The 19377-nt window shown below is 66.5% G+C and carries 12 protein-coding genes; 6 read left to right on the forward strand and 6 right to left on the reverse strand.

Going from position 1 to position 19377, the window contains the following annotated elements:
* Positions 1 to 42: 42 nt before the first annotated feature.
* On the reverse strand, positions 43 to 3081 hold the full coding sequence (locus tag ACMGDH_RS13700; protein WP_436828517.1) for a TonB-dependent receptor: 3039 nt from the start codon (positions 3079 to 3081) through the stop codon (positions 43 to 45).
* Positions 3082 to 3252: 171 nt separating this feature from the next.
* Positions 3253 to 4764, reverse strand: a complete 1512-nt coding sequence (locus ACMGDH_RS13705; RefSeq protein ID WP_436828518.1) for a tryptophan halogenase family protein — start codon at positions 4762 to 4764, stop codon at positions 3253 to 3255.
* Between the two features lie 179 nt (positions 4765 to 4943).
* Between ACMGDH_RS13705 and ACMGDH_RS13710 the strand changes: the two genes are divergently transcribed.
* Positions 4944 to 5339 carry a hypothetical protein gene (locus tag ACMGDH_RS13710; RefSeq protein ID WP_436828519.1) on the forward strand — a complete coding sequence of 132 codons (396 nt, stop codon included), beginning with the start codon at positions 4944 to 4946 and terminating at the stop codon, positions 5337 to 5339.
* Positions 5332 to 5508 carry a DUF4169 family protein gene (locus tag ACMGDH_RS13715; RefSeq protein WP_436828520.1) on the forward strand — a complete coding sequence of 59 codons (177 nt, stop codon included), beginning with the start codon at positions 5332 to 5334 and terminating at the stop codon, positions 5506 to 5508. The genes ACMGDH_RS13710 and ACMGDH_RS13715 overlap by 8 nt, the downstream gene beginning before the upstream one ends.
* Positions 5509 to 5682: 174 nt before the next feature.
* Here the strand turns inward: ACMGDH_RS13715 and nagA are convergent, their stop codons facing one another.
* Genes nagA through ACMGDH_RS13730 form a run of 3 tightly spaced genes read right to left on the reverse strand, consistent with a single transcriptional unit; the run spans position 5683 to position 8585 of the window.
* Positions 5683 to 6807, reverse strand: coding sequence for an N-acetylglucosamine-6-phosphate deacetylase (gene nagA, locus ACMGDH_RS13720; RefSeq protein WP_436828521.1), 1125 nt, complete (start codon positions 6805 to 6807; stop codon positions 5683 to 5685).
* Positions 6807 to 7838: an SIS domain-containing protein gene (locus tag ACMGDH_RS13725; protein ID WP_436828522.1), complete on the reverse strand. Its 1032-nt coding sequence runs from the start codon at positions 7836 to 7838 to the stop codon at positions 6807 to 6809. The genes nagA and ACMGDH_RS13725 overlap by 1 nt, the downstream gene beginning before the upstream one ends.
* 3 nt (positions 7839 to 7841) lie before the next feature.
* Entirely contained in the window at positions 7842 to 8585 is a 744-nt protein-coding gene (locus ACMGDH_RS13730) for a GntR family transcriptional regulator (protein WP_436828523.1), read from the reverse strand.
* Between the two features lie 209 nt (positions 8586 to 8794).
* Between ACMGDH_RS13730 and ACMGDH_RS13735 the strand changes: the two genes are divergently transcribed.
* The 4 genes from ACMGDH_RS13735 to nagE all read left to right on the forward strand — a co-directional run bounded on the left by ACMGDH_RS13735 (position 8795) and on the right by nagE (position 18011).
* Positions 8795 to 11467, forward strand: coding sequence for a TonB-dependent receptor (locus ACMGDH_RS13735; RefSeq protein ID WP_436828524.1), 2673 nt, complete (start codon positions 8795 to 8797; stop codon positions 11465 to 11467).
* Between the two features lie 114 nt (positions 11468 to 11581).
* Positions 11582 to 13861 (forward strand): beta-N-acetylhexosaminidase, encoded by a 2280-nt coding sequence (locus ACMGDH_RS13740; protein WP_436828525.1) that lies wholly within the window; start codon positions 11582 to 11584, stop codon positions 13859 to 13861.
* Positions 13858 to 16326, forward strand: coding sequence for a phosphoenolpyruvate--protein phosphotransferase (ptsP, locus tag ACMGDH_RS13745; protein WP_436828526.1), 2469 nt, complete (start codon positions 13858 to 13860; stop codon positions 16324 to 16326). The genes ACMGDH_RS13740 and ptsP overlap by 4 nt, the downstream gene beginning before the upstream one ends.
* A complete protein-coding gene (nagE, locus tag ACMGDH_RS13750; RefSeq protein WP_436828527.1) occupies positions 16323 to 18011 on the forward strand; it encodes an N-acetylglucosamine-specific PTS transporter subunit IIBC in 1689 nt (562 codons plus the stop codon). The genes ptsP and nagE overlap by 4 nt, the downstream gene beginning before the upstream one ends.
* On the opposite strand, the gene ACMGDH_RS13755 is transcribed toward nagE, so the two are convergent.
* Positions 18012 to 19337 (reverse strand): glycoside hydrolase family 28 protein, encoded by a 1326-nt coding sequence (locus ACMGDH_RS13755; protein WP_436828528.1) that lies wholly within the window; start codon positions 19335 to 19337, stop codon positions 18012 to 18014. It abuts the gene before it with no gap.
* Positions 19338 to 19377: the final 40 nt, after the last annotated feature.

Below are 19377 nucleotides of genomic sequence, written 5' to 3' on the forward strand. Positions count from 1 at the left end.
AGGCATACCCCCTCCCCTGCAGTGTGTCGCTTCGAAGGGGGCTCAGAAGCGATAGCTGGCGCCAACCTGGAAAGCGCGGGCGTTGCCCACGGTGGCCTCCTCTTCCCAGCGGGGCGGATTGTTGCCTGCGCTCCAGGCCGAATAGTTGCGGTTGATCGAGTCGAAGAGGTTGAACACCTCGCCCTTGATCTGAAGCTCGTGGCCCCAGGGAAGGTTGAAGGTCTTGGTCAGACGCAGGTCGACGTTCGCATAGGCGAACTCGTTCGGCGGAAAACGCACGCCGCCCAGGTTCGCGATGCAGCCGACACCGTCGGGACGGGGCCCCGGGTCCGGAATGGCGGCCGGTGCGCAGCCAGCATAGCCATATGCCGGACCCGAAGCGAATGTGCCCGTCGCGGAGAACAGAACGTCCCACGGCAGATTGACCATTCCAGTCGCGACGAAGCGATACTGGTCGACGCCCTGAACGTTCTGCCAACCGAACTGATCGACTTCAGTGCCCGCGAAGAATTCGTCGGAGCCGAGCTCAGTGCCCACGTTGGTGCGGGCGCGCTGATAGGTGCCCGAGAAGGTGAAGCCCCACCCCGATTCCTTCGAATAGGGCTTGTCGACCGTCAGATAGACGGCGTTGTAGACTGCCTTGCCGTTGTTCTGGCCGATGTTGAGCTTGCCGTTGAAGCCGGCAAGATCGCCCTGCGTAGCCGGGCAGGCGGCATAATCGGTGTCAGGGATGTTGTCCTGGACCCAATTGTTCCCGCCGTCCCTGCAGCCGATCACGTTGCCTGCGCCGTCACGCTCCAGGATTCGGGTGTACCAGCCGTTCGAGAAGCGATTGCCGCGGACGAACTGGAAGATGTTGTGGCTGCGGATGTGCGAGAAGGTGAGCGAGGTCTGCACCGCGCCGAACCGCTTGCGCACGCCCAGGCTGAACTGGTCCGAAAAGGGCAGCTTAGTGTCGTTGTTGAGCAGCCAGATGTCGCCGCCGATGCCCGACACCGCCGATCGCAACGTCTCCGTGTCCTTGTAGGCAGGATTGTAGGGAAGATACTCGACGGGCAGCACACCGTTTTCGCTCACGCTCGCGCAGGTCGGCTGCCCGCCCCCGCCGTCACAGAACGATATCTGGGGCGCTGACTGGTACAGGTTCTTGATCGTCTCGATGCCTGCGGTGATGAACAGCGGCCGATCATAATAGCGGCCGGCACCTGCGAAGAAGATCAGATCACGGTCACCATGGACGTCGTAGCTGATGCCGAGGCGCGGCTGGAACGCGCCCCAGAACGGCTCACGATTGTCGCCGGTCGAAATATAGTCCTCGGGATCGATCCCCGCTGCCTGCCAGCCGGGATAGTTGCGTAGCGCAGTGGCTACATTGTCCGGGGTGACGAAGTCTTCGTTCTTCGCATTGGTCTCGAAATCCCAACGCAGGCCGGCATTGATCGTCCAGTGATCGTCCGGCGTCCAATCGTCTTGAACGAACAGACCAACCTGGGTGTTTTTCGCCGTCGCCGGCTCGACCGGGACAGTCGAAATGCTGGCAGCGAAGGGCGTGGATGCATCGAAGCTGGTGTAGGTCGGCGCGTGGAAATAATAGGAACCGTTGCTGCGAAGATCCTCCTCGCGGCTATAGTCGTTCAGCGAGACCTTGACGCCCGCCTTCACCGTGTGCTCGCCGCCGAAGAAGGTGACGTTGTTCTTGAACGTCCAGGTCTCCTGCCGGTCGTTCTGCTCGAACGAGCTGGCGCCGAGGAGCGCGACTTCGCCGCCGAGCTCGGGTGCGGGATTGAGAACGATCTCCGGTCCCTCCGATACCCTCGGCGTGCCGGTGGAAACGGTGTTGTACGCGACCGTGAGTTCGTTCAGCCAATTGTCGCCGCGATGGCTCCATTCGGCCTGGTAGACTTTAACATCCGAATCGATCGTGTGGCCGTGCGAGGGCACCGCATTGTCGCCGAAATCGCGCAGTTCGTCTTCCTGCCGGATGAACACGCTGGCGTTGATCGTGTCCTGCTCGGTGGCGAACAGGCTCAGCTTGCCAAAATAGAGACGCTGTTCAAAGGTTTGCGGATAGCTGCCGTTGAATTCGCTGACGATCGCCGCAGGGACGCCATCGTCCGCTTCCAGCGTTACTGCCTGTGAAGCCAGCGTCTGGCTGGTACCTTCGAACGCGGCGAAGAAGTGCAGCTTGTCCTTGATGATCGGGCCGCCGAGGTCGACGCCGTACTGCCAACGCTCGTAATCGGGCTTGGGATCGGTGCCGTCCCGGTTGCCCTCCTGCCCCGGCCGATCGAAATACGGCCGTGCAATGAACGACTTGGGCTGCCATTCGCCGAAAGCGCCGCCGTGGAATTCGGTGCCGCCGGTCTTGGTGACCGCAGTGATGATCGCCGATCCGGCCTGCTCATACTCGGCCTTGAAGTTCTGCGTGTCGACCTTGAACTCCTGCACCGCGGACTGCGGGAAGGGATTGCCGCGCGAGAAGTTCTGGCCCGCCACGCCGCCGTGGTTGATCGGGTTCTTGAGGCTGAGACCATCGATGAAGACGTTGGTGTTGTCCGCGCTGACCGCACCTGCCTGGACACGGCGCGAGCCTCCGGTCGGGGAAACCGACACGCCGGGCGCAAGCGCGGCGAAGTTGAGGAAGTTGCGATCGTTCTGCGGCAGGTTCTCGATCTGCGCCTGGCTGACGTTGGTCGAGGTTGTCGCGGTTCGCACTTCGGTGCGATCGCGCGTGCCGGTCACGACGACTTCCTCGCCAGCGTCCACGGCAGCAGCGGGCTCCTCGACGACATCGACGGTCACGGTCTGGCCCACCGGCAGCGTCACGCTGCGCGGCTCCTGTCCCTCCACTTCGATGCGATAGGTGCTGGGCCGGAGGCCGGGCACGACGAAGCGCCCGTTCGGCCCCACCGTCGTCGTGACCGAGCGGCCGGTGACAGTATCGGTGATAGTGACGCTGGTGCCGGCCTGGCCGCCCTGGCCCTGCAGAGTCGATGTCGTCTGCGCGGCGGCGGGAACGCCGATGACGAGCGCAGCAGCAAGCGCCGCGGCAGAGATACCGCGAGCGAGATGTGCACGCATTATGCTGGAATCCTTCACTTTATTCCCCTCCTGACCAGTCCGTAACCGGTTACATTACGTTCCGGCAGTTTCTGTTTTTCCGACAACGGTGACAAAACCCTTTCTCGCGCGATGTCAATCCCGTTCCCTCGCCGGAGCGGTGGACGGGCGCATCAACGCTGCAAAACGTGTTCAGGATGCAACAGTGAGCGGCGGTGCCTTGCAGTGGCGCTCGATAAAGGCAGCATGATCGGGCATCGCGTTCGCCACGTCCTCGATCACCTCCTCGACATCGCGGAGGAACGCGAGAAGTTCGGCGTCGGGCACCATGTCGACCATCGGGTCGTAGCGCATGTCCAGCCCCTGCCCGAGCAGCACCTGCACCCAGCTCTCTTCCTTGAACAGCTCGGCCTTGCCGTGGACGAAGAAGCGACTGGAGGTGCGGAACAGCTCGATCCGCTCGGCCAGACTGTCGGGCACGTCCATGTGCTTGAGATAGGCCCAGAACGGCGTGTCCTCGCGATTGGTGACCTTATAGTGCGCGATGATGAAATCGCGGACGTCGCGATATTCGAAGTCGGTCTGGCGGTTGTATTCGGCGACGTCCGCAGCCTTGACGCCCGCGCCCGGAAAGAGCGCGACCAGCCGCAATATGCCCGTCTGGATCAGGTGGATGCTGGTCGATTCGAGCGGCTCGAGGAAGCCGCTCGAAAGCCCGATGGCGACGACGTTCTTCTCCCACGCGCGATGCCGCTTACCGGGCGTGAAGCGCACCGGACGCGGGTCACCGAGCGGCCGGCCGTCGAGGTTCGCCATCAGGATCGTGGCCGCCTCGTCGTCGCTCATATGCGCGCTCGAATAGACATGGCCGTTGCCGATCCGATGCTGGAGCGGAATGCGCCATTGCCAGCCGCTGCCATGCGCAGTGGAGCGGGTATAAGGGGTGAGCGGGCTCACGCTCTCGCACGGCACCGCGAGCGCGCGGTCGCAGAGCAGCCACTTGCTCCATTCCTCATAGCCGACGCCCAGCGTCTGGCCGATCAGCAGTCCGCGCATTCCCGAGCAATCGACGAACAGATCGCCGTCGACGATGCGTCCGTCGGCCAGCACCAGATGGTCGACATAACCGTCCTCGGGCCGCTGCTCGACCGAGACGATCCGCCCTTCGATCCGCTTCACGCCGCGCGCCTCGCTCTCGGCACGCAGGTGGCGCGCGAACAGCGACGCATCGAAATGGTAGGCATAGTCGATGTGCGCGATCGGCGAATGCGGGTTCGAAGGATTGGGGAAGCAGAAACGGTTCTTGCGCGCGGCGAGGCAGTTGAGCGCATAATGGTCGAAATGCTTGGCCGCGCCCCGCCCGGCCATCTTGAGCCAGAGCTGGTGCATGTGGAGCCACCACAGATCCTGCCCGATCTTGCCAAAGCCGTGGATGTAGCTGTGCCCCGGCTCGCGCCAGTTGACGAATTCGATCCCGAGCTTGAAAGTCGCCTGGGTAGCGCGGATCATCGCCACCTGATCGAGGCCGGCGAGGCCGCAATAGTCGCGGATGCCGGGGATCGTCGCCTCGCCGACGCCGATCGTGCCGATCTCGTCCGATTCGACCAGCCTTATCTCGAAGCCGCGAACGAGAAGCTTGGAGAGCAGCGCCGCCGTCATCCACCCTGCGGTGCCCCCGCCGACGATCGTGATCCGCTGCACCATCGATATCCTCCCTCCCGCACGTGTAACCGCTTTCATCGGCTATCTGTCGCGGTGCCGAATTTCCGTGCGGAATAGCGGCTGAGGACGGCGCGAGGCAAGCCGCGCACGCCGGCGCCTTTTCGCCACGGGAGGCGCCGCACCCGGTTGCAAGCGCCTGCCGCCCGGCGCATTAGGGCGCCATGCCGAAGCCCGCCACCGAGCTCATGCAGGAGATCCTGTTCTCCATGTTCCTCGACTCGATCGATGCGCTCAAGCGCGCGTCGAACGGGCTACCCAACCAGCTGGTGCGCGACGTCAACGCGATTCACCGCAACGTCACCTTCGCCGATCTGCCGAAGGACGTGCAGGACGCGATCACGGCGAACGTGCGCGCGGCGTTCACCAAGCTGCTCAAGGAAGGCTATTCGGTCGCCGCGACCAGCGCGGTGCAGCCCGCTGCGCCACATGCGCCGGGCGGCCAGCGCCGCGGGCCGCCACGCGGGCGCCCCTCGGGCGAAGGGCCACGCGGCCGGCCTTCGGGTGACGGTCCACGTCGCCCGCCCCGTGATCCCAAGAAGCCCGGGCCGCGTGGCTGAGATCGTCAACCTCCGCCAGGCGCGCAAGCGGCGCGACCGCAAGGCGGCGGAGGATCAGGCGGCGGCGAACCGCGCCGCTTTCGGACGGTCGAAGGCGCAGAAACAGGCCGATGCCGGCGAGGCGGAGCGCGCACGACGGCAGCTCGATCAGGCGAAGCGCGAGGATTGATCCCATCTACTCCCTCCCTGCCTACTCCCCTCCCTGCAAGGGAGGGTGGGGGGTGGGTTGCGAGCGCAGCGAGCATTTCAGCCGTTCGGTGAGAAAGAAAAGACCGGGCATCGAGCCCGCTCTTTTCTCACCCGCCCCTAACCACTCCCTTGCAGGGAGGGGAACTTGGATTTGCTAACGTTCGCCGATCCATGTAGCGGTGACCTTGAGCGCCTCGTCTAGCAACACGAAGTCCGCGCGATAACCCGGCGCAATCCGGCCGACATCGGCAAGCCCCAGGAATGCCGCCGGCACGCTGCTCGCCATCGCCACGGCTTCGGGCAGGGTGAGGCCTAGCATCGACACCGCATTCCGCACCGCCCCGGCCATGTCGAGGTTCGAACCGGCGAGCGTGCCGGCCTCGTCGGTCACCAGGTCGCCGCGCACCAGGATGCGGCTGCCCTGAAGCACGAACTCGCTCGCCTCGCTGCCGACTGACGGCATGGCGTCGGTCACCAGCATCACGCGGTCGTGCGGCTTGCAGCGCAGCGCGAGGCGCAGCGTCGCGGGGCTGACGTGGTGGCCGTCGACGATGATGCCGCAAGTGACGCCATCGGCTTCGAGCGCGGCGCCGACCACGCCCGGACGGCGCGAACTGAGCGGCGACATGGCATTGAACAGGTGCGTGACTCCGGTGAGCCCCGCGTCGATCGCTGCGATTGCCTGCTCATAGCTGGCGTTGGTGTGCCCCGCGGCGACAACCACGCCAGCATCGACCAGGCGGCGGACCATCTCCACCGAAGTCCGCTCGGGTGCGAGCGTGACGAGCGTACGGCCCCGCCGCAGCCCGGTCAGCACCGCGAAGCCCTCCTCATCGAGCAGGCGGATCTTGTCGGCCGAATGGATGCCCTTGCGCTCGACGTTGAGGAACGGTCCTTCGATATGAATGCCGAGCACGCCCGGCACGCCGGCCTCGATCGCGGAGTCCACTGCGGAAACGGCGCGGCGGATCACCGCCAGATCGTCGCTGATCAGCGTCGGCAGCAGCCCGGTGGTGCCGAAGCGGCGGTGCGCAGCGGCGATGGCCGCGATGCCTTCCAGGGTCGGCGCGTCGTTGAACAGCACGCCGCCGCCGCCGTTGACCTGGGTATCGACGAAGCCGGGGACGAGGCTACCAGCGACACGCTCCACCGCCGCACTCGAGTCGAGCGCGGCCGGCGCGACGATCGCAGCGATGCGGTCATCCTCCACCAGCACCGCATGGCCTTCGCGCCACGCACCGCCGACGAGCACGCGATCGGGTAATATGGCCCTTGGCATCAGATGGTCTCGGTCACCTTGGCGAGCTGGGGAGGCCGGTCGGGGTCGAAGCCGCGGCGTAGCGAAAGCGTGTTGGCGGCGCGGTAGAAGGCCTGGATCTGGAGCATCGGCTCGATCGCCGGATGCGCGGACGGGTGCGGCAGCCAGGTCGCGCCGGGGACTGCGCCGCCGCTCACCAGCACCTCGCCCCCGCGGGCGACGACGTCGGCGACCAGTTCGTCGACCCCGTCGGCAGTCGCATCGCCCTGGCGGAAAACGAGCAGCGGGAAGCCGGGACCGACAAGCGCCATCGGTCCATGGCGCACCTCGGCGGCGCTGAACGCCTCGGCATGGAGGCCGCAGGTTTCCTTGAACTTGAGCGCGGCCTCCTGCGCGATGCCGAAGCCGAGGCCGCGCCCGATCACGTAGAGCCCCCTCGCCTCCGCCAGTCGATCGACCAGCGGCGACCAGTCATCCTCCCACGCCCGGCGCAGCAGCGCGGGCGATTCGGCCAGCGCTTCCATCAGCACGTCGTCACCGCTCCAACGGGCGACTAGGTGCACCAGGCCAGAGATCGCAGCGATATAGGATTTGGTCGCTGCGACGCTGATCTCGGGCCCGGCGTGAAGCGGAAGATACGTGTCGGCCTCCGCAGCCATCGGCGAATCGGCGACGTTGACCAGCGCCAGCGTGCGCGCGCCGACTGCGCGGGCGCCGCGCATCGCGGCAAGGATATCCGGGCTCTTGCCCGATTGCGAAATGCCCAGCGCGAGCATGTCCGAATAATCCGGCGAGGCGCCATAGACCGACGCCACCGAGGGCGAGGCCGATGCAGTCAGCAACCCGAGCCGGGTTTCGATCAGATAGCGGCCGAAGGTCGCCGCGTGATCCGAGCTGCCGCGCGCGCAGGTGACGACGCCGCGCACCGGCCGGGCGCGCAGCGTCTCGACAAGCGCTGCGATGGCATCGCCATTGGCGGCGAGCTGGCGCTCCACAACATCGGCAGCCTCGGCGGCTTCCGCGAACATGCGGGTCTGGTTCGGTTCGATCATTGCTCAGGCCCGGGCGTCGAGTTCGGCGACGAAGTCATAGGCGTCGCCGCGGTACCAGCTTTGCGTCGCTTCGATAACGCGCCCGTCGGCCAGAAAGCCCCGCCGTTCGATATAGAGCGCCGGCGCTCCCACCTCCACGCCGAGCAGCTTGGCCCGGCCCGCATCGACCAGCACTGCGCGCAGCCGCTGGAGCGCGCGCACCGGCCGATTGCCGCTCGCCTCGAGCGCAGCATAGAGCGAGCTGCCGACCACTTCCGCACTCTCCAGTCCGAAGCCGGGGACCACTGCTTGCTCGAGCGCCATCGGCACGTCGTCGGCGAAGCGGATGCGATTGAACCGATAGACCGGGGTGCCGGGGCTCAGGCTCAGCGTCAGCGCCTCGTCGGGCGTGACTGCGCCAGCGGTCTTGCTCAGCCATTCGCTGCGCACGCTGCGGCCGCGCGCCGCCATGTCTTCCGAGAAGGACGACAGCTTGGAGAATTGCTTCTCGACACGCCCTGCGACGAAGGTCCCCGCGCCGTGGCGCCGCACCAGCAGGCCCTCGTCCACCAGCGTGTCGAGTGCCTTGCGCAGCGTGATCCGCGATACCGAAAGATCGGCAGCAAGGTCGCGCTCGGCAGGAAGCGCCTCGTTGGGCTTGAGCACTTGGTCGCGAAGCGCCGCGCGCAACGCATCCTCCAGCCGCCGGTAGAGGGGCCCTCCACCGGGTTGATCGAGCACGCGTATCTTTTCGGCCAGCAACGGCATTTCGGCTCCCACCATTGGGCGTAAGGGCTTCGGACGCAACACTAATACCAATCAGATACCACACGCCAGCAAAAAAGAACCACATCCCGTCATATTTGTGAAAGAATCCCTCTTGACGGGCTGAGAGCTCTGGCAGATGCTCCCCGTATTGGTACGCAACTGGTATAAAAATAAGCGTACCACCGGATAACGGAAAAAGGGGATGAGACATGCGGATTCGGGGAATTCTCGTCGGTACCGCCAGCAGCCTGGCGCTGCTCGCCAGCGCCGCCCAGGCACAGACCACGCAAACACAAGCCGATAGCGACACGACTGCTGCCGCCGAGCCGCAGGAGGATATCGTCGTCACCGGCTATCGCGCGTCGCTCGCCGCCGCGATCGAAACCAAGCGCAACGCCGATGCCATCGTGGATTCGGTTTCCGCCGAGGACGTGGGCAAGTTCCCCAACACCAATGTCGCCGAGGCGCTGACGCTGGTGCCGGGCGTCACCGTCGACCGCCAGTTCGGCCAGGGTGAGAAAATCTCGATCCTGGGCACCGACCCGGCGCTCAACCGCACGTTGCTCAACGGCCAGACCGTCGCCTCGGCGGACTGGTTCATCCTCGATTCGCCGGGCCGCACCTTCAACTATGCGCTGCTCGCGCCGCAGCTCGTCGGCCGCGTCGATGTGTACAAGTCGCCCGAGGCGCGGATCGACGAAGGCTCGATCGGCGGCACGGTGAACGTCGTCACGCGCAAGCCGCTGGAACTCAAGCCGCTGACGATCGCCGCCTCGCTCGGCTATCTCTACAACACCCGCTCCGAGAAGGGCGACGTCCAGGGTTCCGCGCTGATCAGCTGGCGCAACGAAGCCGGGACGATCGGGCTGCTCGCCTCCTTCCAGCGCGCCAAGGACCGGCTGCGCCGCGACGGCCTGGAAACCTATGGCACGATGCGCGCGAACCAATGGGCGGGCGGCAACCCCGATAACCCCGTCGATTCGCGCGACAACGGCTGCGTCGGCGCCTGCGCGGAGACGCTGACCGCCAATCTGGATGCCGTCAGCCCCAACGCCTTCGGCACGTCTTATTTCGAGCAGGGCCGCGAGCGCCTCACCTATTCGGCGACCGCGCAGTGGAAGCCGGTCGACGAGCTCCTGCTCGAGTTCAACTGGCTCAAGGTCGACGCGACTTACGACAACCTCAACCAATCGATGTACGCCTTCCAGGGCAATACCTGGAACAGCCTGGGCGCGCTCACCGGTATCGAGGTGCAAGACGGCATCGTTACCAGCGCGTCGCTGACGAACGGCCTCAGCGTGCTCGACGTCCAGTATCGCGAAGCCGAGATGAAGTCCGACACCTATCACGGCAAGATCGGCTGGGACGGCGAAACCTGGGACATCAATGTCGAGGGCGGCATCTCCGAGGCGAACGGCGGCACCAAGCGTCAGGTGTTCCTCGAGTTCCTCAACTGGGCCGACTATACGGTCGACCTCTCGGCCGCGCCCGACAGCCCGGGCACGCTCACCTACACCACTGACGTGCAGGGCAACCCCGCAGCGTTCGTCACCGATCCCGGCTGGAGCGGCAACACCGTCGAGAAGCCGACGAGCGACAAGGAGCGCTACGCACAGGTCGATCTGGGCTTCGACCTCGACGGTGCGGTCAAGCGCATCCAGCTCGGCTACAAGTTCCGCCGGCACGAGACCGCGCAGCAATATGCCGGCATCGCGCTGAACGGGCTGGCAGTCGCTGCGAGCCAGTTCGACGCCCGGCCCGCCCCAGACAATTATCTGTCCGGCTTCAACGGCATCAACGATCAGATGGCGAACCGCTTCACGATTAGCGGCCCGGCGATGGTGGACTTCCTCGAAGGCCGCACGCTGCCGACGCCTTCGATCTTCGCGGCGGCTGAGTTCACCGCGGGCAATTGGGAAGTCGATGAGGACATCCACGCCGCCTATGCACAGGTCAACGTCGAGACCGGCGGGGTGCGCGGCAACTTCGGCGTGCGCTACGTCAGCACCTCCACGGAGAGCGCCGGCTATGTCTGCGAATCCGGAACGCCGTGCAACGCCGAGGCGAACTGGAACTGGGAAACCACCAAGAGCAGCTACCAGAACGTGCTGCCGAACCTGAACCTGGCAGTGGACCTGCAGGAGGATCTGATCCTCCGCTTCGCCGCAGCGCAGGTGATCGCGCGTCCCAACTACGCCGACATGACCAACTTCTTCTGGCTCTCCGACGGCATCCTGACCGGCGAGGGCGGCAACCCCGACCTCAAGCCCTATGAATCGTCCAACCTCAACGCGTCGCTCGAATGGTATTTCGCGCCGCGCGCGGTGCTGGCAGCCGAGGTCTTCTACAAGGACATCAGCAACTACATCCTCAGGCGGACCGGGCCCGAGCAGTATTTCAACCAGTCGCAGGGCCGGGTGACCACCTATCAAGTGGCGCGCCCGTACAATGCCGGCTCGGCCGAGGTGAAGGGCTTCGCCCTCGCCTATCAGCAGAACCTGCCCTACGGTTTCGGCATCCTCGCCAACTACACCTATTCGGACGCCCAGGGGCAGGACGGCGCGGACCTGCCCTATAATTCCAAGCACCAGGCGAGCCTGAGCCCGTTCTTCGAGAGCGGCCCGGTGTCGCTGCGGGCGACCTACACCTGGCGCTCGAAATACTTCACCAGCATCGATCGCGGCGACGAGATGTATGTGCGCGATTCGGCCAATGTGGACGTCTCGGCGACTTACAACGTCACCGAGAACATCGGCATCACGCTTTCGGGCATGAACCTGACCGACAGCGAATATTACGCCTATGCCAATACCCAGCGCCTGCCGCGCGGCGTCTACCGCACGGGCAAGAAGCTGCTCGCCACCGTCAACGTTAACTTCTGACGACCGCGGGTGGAAAGGTGAGCAACATCGGGCGGCGGATCGAACATTCCAGTTCCGCCGCCCGATTCGTTTCCCCGAGCCTATGTTGTCCGCAAGCGAAAGCCGCGTAAGCTGATGCCCATGCTGCCTGTGAACCGTGCCCATTGGCTCTGTGCGCTCCTGCTCGCGGGGGTTGCGACACCCGCCGCCGCGCAGCAGCTCCCGCGCCTGCTTCCCCTTCCCGCCGAGATCGAGCAAGCGCCGGGCGTTTTCGCGATCAGCGCCGCCACGCCGCTGGTGGTGCCCGCAGGCGACCAAGGCGCGCACAATGCCGCGCTCCGCTTCGCCGATCTGGTGCGGCGCACGCGCGGGCTGGAGTTGCGGATCGTGGCGGACGCGAAGGGGCCGGCGATCCGCTTCCGGCGCGGCAGCGCCGAGGGAGCCGAATCCTACCAACTCGCAGTCGGCGCGGACGGAGCGACGATCACTGCTGGCGACGACGCCGGCCTGCTCTACGGCGGCGTGACGCTGTGGCAAGCGATGACGCAGGAGCCGGGCACCGGCGCGGTGCAGGTCGCAGGCTTCACCGTGCGCGATGCGCCGCGCTTCCATTGGCGCGGGCTCATGCTCGACAGTGCGCGCCACTTCCAGTCACCCGACTATGTCCGCAGCCTGATCGATTGGATGGCGGCGAACAAGCTCAACACGCTCCACTGGCATCTGGTCGACGACCAGGGCTGGCGGATAGAGATCAAGAAATATCCGAAGCTGACCGAGGTCTCCGGCTGGCGCCATCCCGCCACCGCACCGGGCGCGCCGCAGCTCCCGAAAGTGGGCGGCTTCTACACGCAGGACGAAATCCGCGCGATCGTCACCTATGCCGCCGAGCGCAGCATCACGATCCTCCCGGAGATCGAAATGCCCGGCCACGCGCTCGCCGCGATCCGCGCCTATCCTGAGTTGGGCACCGACACGCCGATCCCGCCGGGGACCGAGAGCGACTGGGGCGTCTTCCCATGGCTCTACAATGTCGACGACTCGACCTTCACCTTCCTGCAGGATGTGCTCGCCGAGGTGATGGCGCTGTTCCCGTCCAAATACATCCATGTCGGCGGCGACGAGGCGGTGAAGGATCAGTGGAAGGCCTCGCCCGCGATACAGGCGAAGATCAAGGCGCTGGGGCTGAAGGACGAGACCGCGCTCCAGGCGTGGTTCATGCACCGGATCGGCGAATATCTGAGCAAGAACGCTCGCAAGCTGATCGGTTGGGACGAGATCCTCGAAGGCGATGTGCCGCCCGACGCGACGATCACTTCCTGGCGTGGCATCGAAGGCGCGATCCACGCCGCCAAGGCCGGGCACGACGCCGTTCTCAGCCCCGCGCCGACGCTCTATCTCAACAACCGGCAGGCCTTCGCCGACAGCGAGCCGCCCGCCCATGGCAGCCTGATCACGCTCAGGACCGTCTATGACTTCGAGCCGGTGCCCGCTGAGGTCCCCGCGGCGCAGCGCAAGCATATCCTCGGGCTTCAGGCAAATCTGTGGACCGAGCATATCCGCACTGAGAAGCGCGCGGCGTGGATGATGTTTCCCCGCGCCTCGGCAGTGGCCGAAATCGGCTGGTCCGCCAAGGAGGGGCGCGCCTATTCCGATTTCGTCGAGCGGCTGCTGCCGCAGATGGAGCGGATGCGCGGGCTTGGCCTGAGCGCAGCCTTCAGCGCCTTCGAGATCATGCCCCACTATGACTACGTGCCCGGCAGCGACAGGGTGACGGTGCGCCTCGAAAATCAATCGGGGCTGGACATGCGCTACACGACCGACGGCAGCCCCGTGACTGAGCGGTCACCAATGTACGACCAGCCCTTCGAGGTCAGGCTACCGTTCGAGCTGACGGCTGCCACACTCCGCCGCGGCGAGATGATTCCTGGCGCTATCAAGGACAATGTCACGCGCCAAATGCTGCTCCGCCGCAGCGACGAAACGCTCAAGACCTGCACCAGCCGCGTCGTGCTCGCGCTGGAGGATGATTATCCCGCCACCGGCAAGCGCGCGGTCTTCGTCACCGACATCTTCAATCCCTGTTGGCTATGGGAAAAGGCGCCGGTCGGCGGCGCGAAGCAGGTTGCGCTCAGCGTCGGGCAGATCCCGTTCAACTTCCAGGTCGGCAAGGACGTGGAGGGCATCAAGTTCGCGCCCCCCGCGACTCCCGAAGGCGAGTTCGAGGTCCGCGCCGGCGGGTGCGAGGGGCCGCGCGTCGCGATGCTCCCGCTCGCGCCTGCCGCCGGTAACCCGGGGATCACCCGGCTGGTCGCGCCGCTCAGCCCGCGCGCCGGGAACGAGACGCTCTGCATCACCTACACTGCCAAGGGCGTCGAGCCGATGTGGGCGATCGACGCAGTGGAGCTGATTCCTTGAACGACAGGTCCGGCGACGTGGTGACGCTGATCGCTCCCTTTTCGGGCTGGCTGGCTCCGCTGGAGGAAGTCCCCGACCCGGTGTTCGCCGAACGGATGATGGGCGACGGGCTGGCGATCGATCCGATCGAAGGGCTGCTGCGCGCACCTGCCGACAGCGAAGTGATTTCAATTCCCGCAAGCGGCCATGCCGTGACGTTGCGGCTCGATAATGGTGCCGAGCTACTGCTCCATATCGGGCTCGAAACGGTGGCGCTCGGCGGCAGGGGCTTCGAGCCGAAGTTCGCAGCGGGTGCCCGGGTGCGCGCGGGCGACCCGCTGATCGCCTTCGATCTCGATGCGCTGGCCGGGGCGGCCAAGGCACTGATTACGCCGTTGGTGGTGGCCAACGAAGGCTATGCGCTCGACGTCGAAAGGCCAGGCCGCCAGATCGATGCAGGCGCCACGGTTGCGCGAGTGACGCGGACAGCCGCTGCGGTGGCGCGCGAGCCAGCTGTTCCGGGCGAACGCCACACGCGCGAGCTGATCGTGGCAGCTCCGAACGGTATCCATGCGCGCCCTGCTGCGCGGATTGCCGCCGCGCTCAAGCCGTTCGCGGCGGAAGTGACATTCCATCACGGTGAGCGCGTCGCCAACGCGCGCAGCACGGTAGCGTTGCTCGGCCTCGGCGCGAGTAACGGTGATCGCGTGACGATCACCGCAACCGGCCCCGATGCCCGCGCCGGCATCGATGCAGTGGCGGCGCTGCTCGATCGGATCGCGGAGGAAGACGCCGCCGAACCGGGTCCGGCCATCGTGCGGGCGCAGGGCGGCGGGCCGGTGACGGCTTCGCCGGGGCTCGCGATCGGGCGTGCGCTCCAGCTCCGCCTCGCCGAGATCGACGTGCCTGTGGACGGCGCAGGAATTGCGCGGGAGCGCACCGCGCTCGCCGATGCGCTCGCACACGTATCGGTGGGGCTCAGCGGCAGCGGGGGCACCGCTGCAGCGGTAGTCGAGGCGCATCGCGCGCTGCTCGCCGATCCAGAGCTGGCCGCAGCGGCCGAACGGCAGATCGCGCTGGGCCGAAGCGCCGCCTTCGCATGGCGCGCCGCCAGCCGCGAGGCCGCGGATTTGATCCGCGCTACCGGAGACGCGCTGTTGATGGAGCGGGTGGCGGATCTGGCCGATCTGGAGCGCCAGGTAATCGGCACACTGCTGGGCGAGAGCGGTCCGGCAGCGCCGACACTCGCGCCCGACACGATCCTGATCGGCGGGGATCTACTACCCTCGCAATTCCTTGCGCTCGACAAGAGCCGGCTCGCCGGAATCTGCACCGCCGCGGGGGGTCCGACCGCGCATGTCGCGATTCTCGCGGCCTCGGCGGGGATTCCGATGATCGTCGCGGCGGGCAGCGCCGTGCTCGAGATTGAGGATGGCGCCACGGTAATCCTCGACGCCGATGCAGCGACAATCGCAGTCGAGCCCGACGCGATGGCGCTGGCGGAAGCGAGTGAAAGGCTCGCCCAAAGCCGCGAGCGCCGTGCGGCCGAAATCCACGCTGCCCAAAGTGAATGCCGGATGGCGGATGGCACGCGGATTGAGGTATTCGCCAATCTGGGCTCGGTCGCGGATGCAGCCGCTGCAGTGCGCGCAGGTGCCGAGGGCTGCGGGCTGCTGCGCACCGAATTCCTGTTCCTCGACCGCGAGACCGCGCCGGACGAGGAGGAGCAGCGCGATTCCTATGCCCGGATCGCCGCCACCCTCGGCGATCGCCCGCTGATCCTTCGCACGCTCGACATCGGCGGCGACAAGCCCGTGCCTTATCTTCCGATACCCGCCGAGGAGAATCCGGCACTGGGCGTCCGCGGCATCCGCCTGAGCCTCGCCCGGCCGGACCTACTGCGGCTCCAGTTCCGCGCCGCGCTGCGCGGCGTGCCCGCCGGGCAATGCCGGATCATGCTGCCGATGGTCGCAGACCTTTCGGACTATCGCGCCGCGCGCGTCATGCTCGACGAGATTGTCACCGAACTCGGCGTCGCCGCGCCTCCGCTCGGCGTGATGATCGAGACGCCGGCTGCCGCGATGCTGGCCGGCCAGATCGCGCGCGAGGCGGCGTTCCTATCGATCGGAACCAACGATCTCACCCAATATGCGCTGGCGGCCGACCGCGGCAACGCAGGCGTCTCGCAGCGGATCGATGCGTTTCACCCGGCTGTGCTGCGGTTGGTCCGCGAAGTCGGCCGCGGCGCGCGGGAGGCCGGCCGCTGGGCGGGAATGTGCGGCGGGCTCGCCGCCGATCCGCTCGCCGCGCCGATCCTGATCGGGCTCGGCATCACCGAACTCTCGGTCCCGCCTGCCGCGATCCCGCACCTCAAGGCAGTGGTGCGCGGGCTCACCATGGAGGTATGCGTCGCGCTCGCCCAGCGCGCCTGCGACGCGGAATCGCCCGAAGCAGTACGCGCGATCGCCCGGGAAATCACAACATGAACAATCCCTTCTCCCGCGCGCTCACCCGCCTGCAGCCGCTCGGCCGCGCGCTCATGCTGCCGGTCGCAGTGCTGCCGATCGCCGCGCTCCTGCTCCGCCTCGGCCAGCCCGACATGCTCGACATCGCGTTCGTCGCAGGTGCCGGCAGCGCGATCTTCTCCAACCTCGGCCTCCTCTTCGCGGCAGGCGTGGCGGTGGGGCTCGCGCGCGAGAACCACGGCGCGGCATCGCTCGCGGGCGTGGTCGCCTATCTCGTCACCACCGAAGGCGCCAAGGTGCTGCTGCAGGTGCCGGCCGACATTCTGGTGCCCGCCGAGCAGGCCGCATGGCGCGCCAAGGAGATCGCCAAGCTCGGCGTCCCTGCCGGCATCGCCGCCGGGATCGTCAGCGGGCTGCTCTACAACCGTTTCCACGCGATCAAGCTTCCCGATTACCTCGCCTTTTTCGCGGGCCGGCGCTTCGTGCCGATCGTCGCGGGTTTCGCGGGACTGATCGGCGCGCTGATCTTCGGGCTTGGTTTCCCCTGGATCGAGGCGGGGGTGGACACCGCGAGCCGCTGGGTGCTGGGCGCCGGGCCTTTCGGACTGTTCGTCTACGGCGTGCTCAACCGGCTGCTGCTGATCACCGGGCTGCACCACATCATCAACAACATCGCCTGGTTCCTGCTCGGCGACTATCGCGGCGCGACCGGCGACATCGCGCGCTTCTTCGCGGGGGACCCGAGCGCGGGCGCATTCATGTCGGGCTTTTTCCCGGTGATGATGTTCGGGCTGCCGGCGGCGTGCCTCGCGATGTACCGCAACGCGCTCCCCGAGCGGCGTAAAGGCGTCGGCGGCTTACTGGTGAGCCTTGCGCTCACTTCGTTCCTCACCGGCGTGACCGAACCGATCGAGTTCACCTTCATCTTCCTCGCGCCGATGCTCTATCTCGTCCACGCCATCCTCACCGGGCTGGCGATGGTGGTGATGGACGCACTGGGCGTGCGGCTCGGCTTCGGTTTCTCGGCGGGCCTGTTCGATTACCTGCTCAACTATGGGCTCGCGACACGCCCCTGGATGCTGCTGCCGGTCGGCGCGGCCTATTTCGCGATCTACTATTTCGCGTTCAGCTGGTGCATCCGCCGCTTCGATCTCAAGACGCCCGGGCGCGACGCCGATGCGGTGCAAGGCACGGCCGCAGGCGCCGGGGGAACGCGTGGTGACCGGATCGTCGCGGCGCTGGGCGGGGCCGGCAATATCCGCTCCGTCGCCGCCTGCACGACGCGCCTGCGGCTCGTCCTTGTCGATCCCGCCGCAGCCGACGACGTTGCGCTCAAGGCGCTCGGCGCGCGCGGCATCGTCCGACTGGCGGACGGCAGCGGCGTGCAGGTGATTCTCGGCCCGATCGCCGATCAAGTCGCAGGCGAAGTGCGCGACGCGCTGGCCTCGAGCGCACCGGCCACGGGAACTACGCTCCCCAATGTGGCGGCGCTCGGCGCGTTGCTGCACGAGGCAGGCGCGCGCGGGATCTCCGCCGATGCTACACGGCTGCTGGTCGATCTCCCCGATGGTGCCATGATGGACCCGCAGGCGCTGCATGCGGCAGGCGTGCGAGCGATGTCGCGCGGCGCGCGGCTCCACCTGATCCTCGGACCCACGGCTCCCGCCGTGCTGGCCGAGCTGGAGCGCGGCGCTTCCGCGAGCTGATCAGCCATGCGGGGCGGCGACCCACCTGCCGTTGACCACGACATTCTCGAAGCCGAGCCCGCGCACTTCGGTGGCCTTCAGTTCGCCCTCAGCCAGCCGCACGTCGAAGTCCTTGAACAGCACGTCGCTGATCTGCGTCTGGCCGGGATTGGGCGCGATGGTGCCGAACGCTCCGAAACGCCCCTTGATGCCGACGAAGCGTACGCCCCGGACGATCGACTGCGGCGGGGCCTCGCCCTTCAGATCGACATATTGGGACCATGGCTGGACGGAAACGATCGTCCCGCCCGCGCTGTCGAGCGTGATGTTGCGGAAAGTGATGTCTTCATAGCGCTGCGGCGTGTCCGGTCGCAGCTTCAGCCGGACCAGCGCCATTTCGCCCGTCACCTTGCAGTTCTCGACGATCACGTCGCGGACGATCGTCGCCTCGCTCCCGCACGCCAGCGCGTGATGGCCGCGGCGGAAGTGGCAGTTGCGCACGCGGATGTTCACCACGGGTGGGCTGTCCTTGTCCTCCAGCGCGCGCGGGCCCTTGGTGCCCTTGGCCGCGATGCAATCGTCGGTGACCGAGAAGTAGCAGCCGTCGATCGTCACCTTGCGGCAGCTGTCGAGATCGATGCCGTCGCTGCTGGGCGCCTGTTTGTAATCGTCGGGCACCTCGAAGCGCGCCCCGCGCACGAGCACGTCCTCGCAATTGTATAGGTGGAGGTTCCAGAACTGCGAATCCTGGAAGGTGATGCCGTCGACCACCACGCCCTTCGACTCTTCGATCAACGCGAGCCGCGCGCGCGGGACACCCAGATTGGGAAATTCATGCGGGTTCGGCGCGGCATTGCGCAGTTTCCAGAACTTGTCCCAGATCGGTCGCCCGGCACCGTCGAGCGTCCCCTGGCCGGTGATCCTGAGTCCGTCGCAGCGCTTCGCGTTGATCAGCGCCGGCGTGAACTTTTCCTCGAAATGTCCCTCGATCCGCGTGCGCTGCGGTGGGAAGTGGCGCATGTCGGTGCTGCACTGGATCACTGCGCCGGCATCGAGATGGAGGTTCACCCGCGGCTTGAGGAATAGCGCGCCGCTGACGAACACGCCGCGCGGCACCACCACGGTTCCCCCGCCCCGCTCGGCGAGATCGTCGATCGCCGCCTGGATCGCACCGGTATCGATGGTAGCACCGTCCCCGCGCGCACCGAAGTCGTGGATCGATTTGCGCTGCTCCTTCGCAGCCGTTGCCCGGGCGCCGGACGCCCAGACCGGCGCCAGAAGCATCGAAGACGTGAACCAGCGGCGCGTGTAACGAAAGAGCATGTCGATCCGATGTGCCGTGAGCAAGAATGCCGACTCTAACCCGACTTGGCCGCGCGCGTTAAGG

Origin of the sequence: Sphingomonas radicis (genome assembly GCF_051400635.1) — a bacterium.
Lineage (GTDB): Bacteria > Pseudomonadota > Alphaproteobacteria > Sphingomonadales > Sphingomonadaceae > Sphingomonas.

Bases quoted from the DNA above. Each gene is read 5' to 3' on its own strand.
- ACMGDH_RS13730 (WP_436828523.1), bottom strand. From the start codon at position 8,585: ATGCCGTTGCTGGCCGAAAAGATACGCGTGCTCGATCAACCCGGTGGA.
- ACMGDH_RS13735 (WP_436828524.1), top strand. From the start codon at position 8,795: ATGCGGATTCGGGGAATTCTCGTCGGTACCGCCAGCAGCCTGGCGCTG.
- ACMGDH_RS13725 (WP_436828522.1), bottom strand. From the start codon at position 7,838: ATGATCGAACCGAACCAGACCCGCATGTTCGCGGAAGCCGCCGAGGCT.
- nagE (WP_436828527.1), top strand. From the start codon at position 16,323: ATGAACAATCCCTTCTCCCGCGCGCTCACCCGCCTGCAGCCGCTCGGC.
- ACMGDH_RS13710 (WP_436828519.1), top strand. From the start codon at position 4,944: ATGCCGAAGCCCGCCACCGAGCTCATGCAGGAGATCCTGTTCTCCATG.
- ACMGDH_RS13740 (WP_436828525.1), top strand. From the start codon at position 11,582: ATGCCCATGCTGCCTGTGAACCGTGCCCATTGGCTCTGTGCGCTCCTG.
- ACMGDH_RS13700 (WP_436828517.1), bottom strand. From the start codon at position 3,081: ATGCGTGCACATCTCGCTCGCGGTATCTCTGCCGCGGCGCTTGCTGCT.
- ACMGDH_RS13705 (WP_436828518.1), bottom strand. From the start codon at position 4,764: ATGGTGCAGCGGATCACGATCGTCGGCGGGGGCACCGCAGGGTGGATG.
- nagA (WP_436828521.1), bottom strand. From the start codon at position 6,807: ATGCCAAGGGCCATATTACCCGATCGCGTGCTCGTCGGCGGTGCGTGG.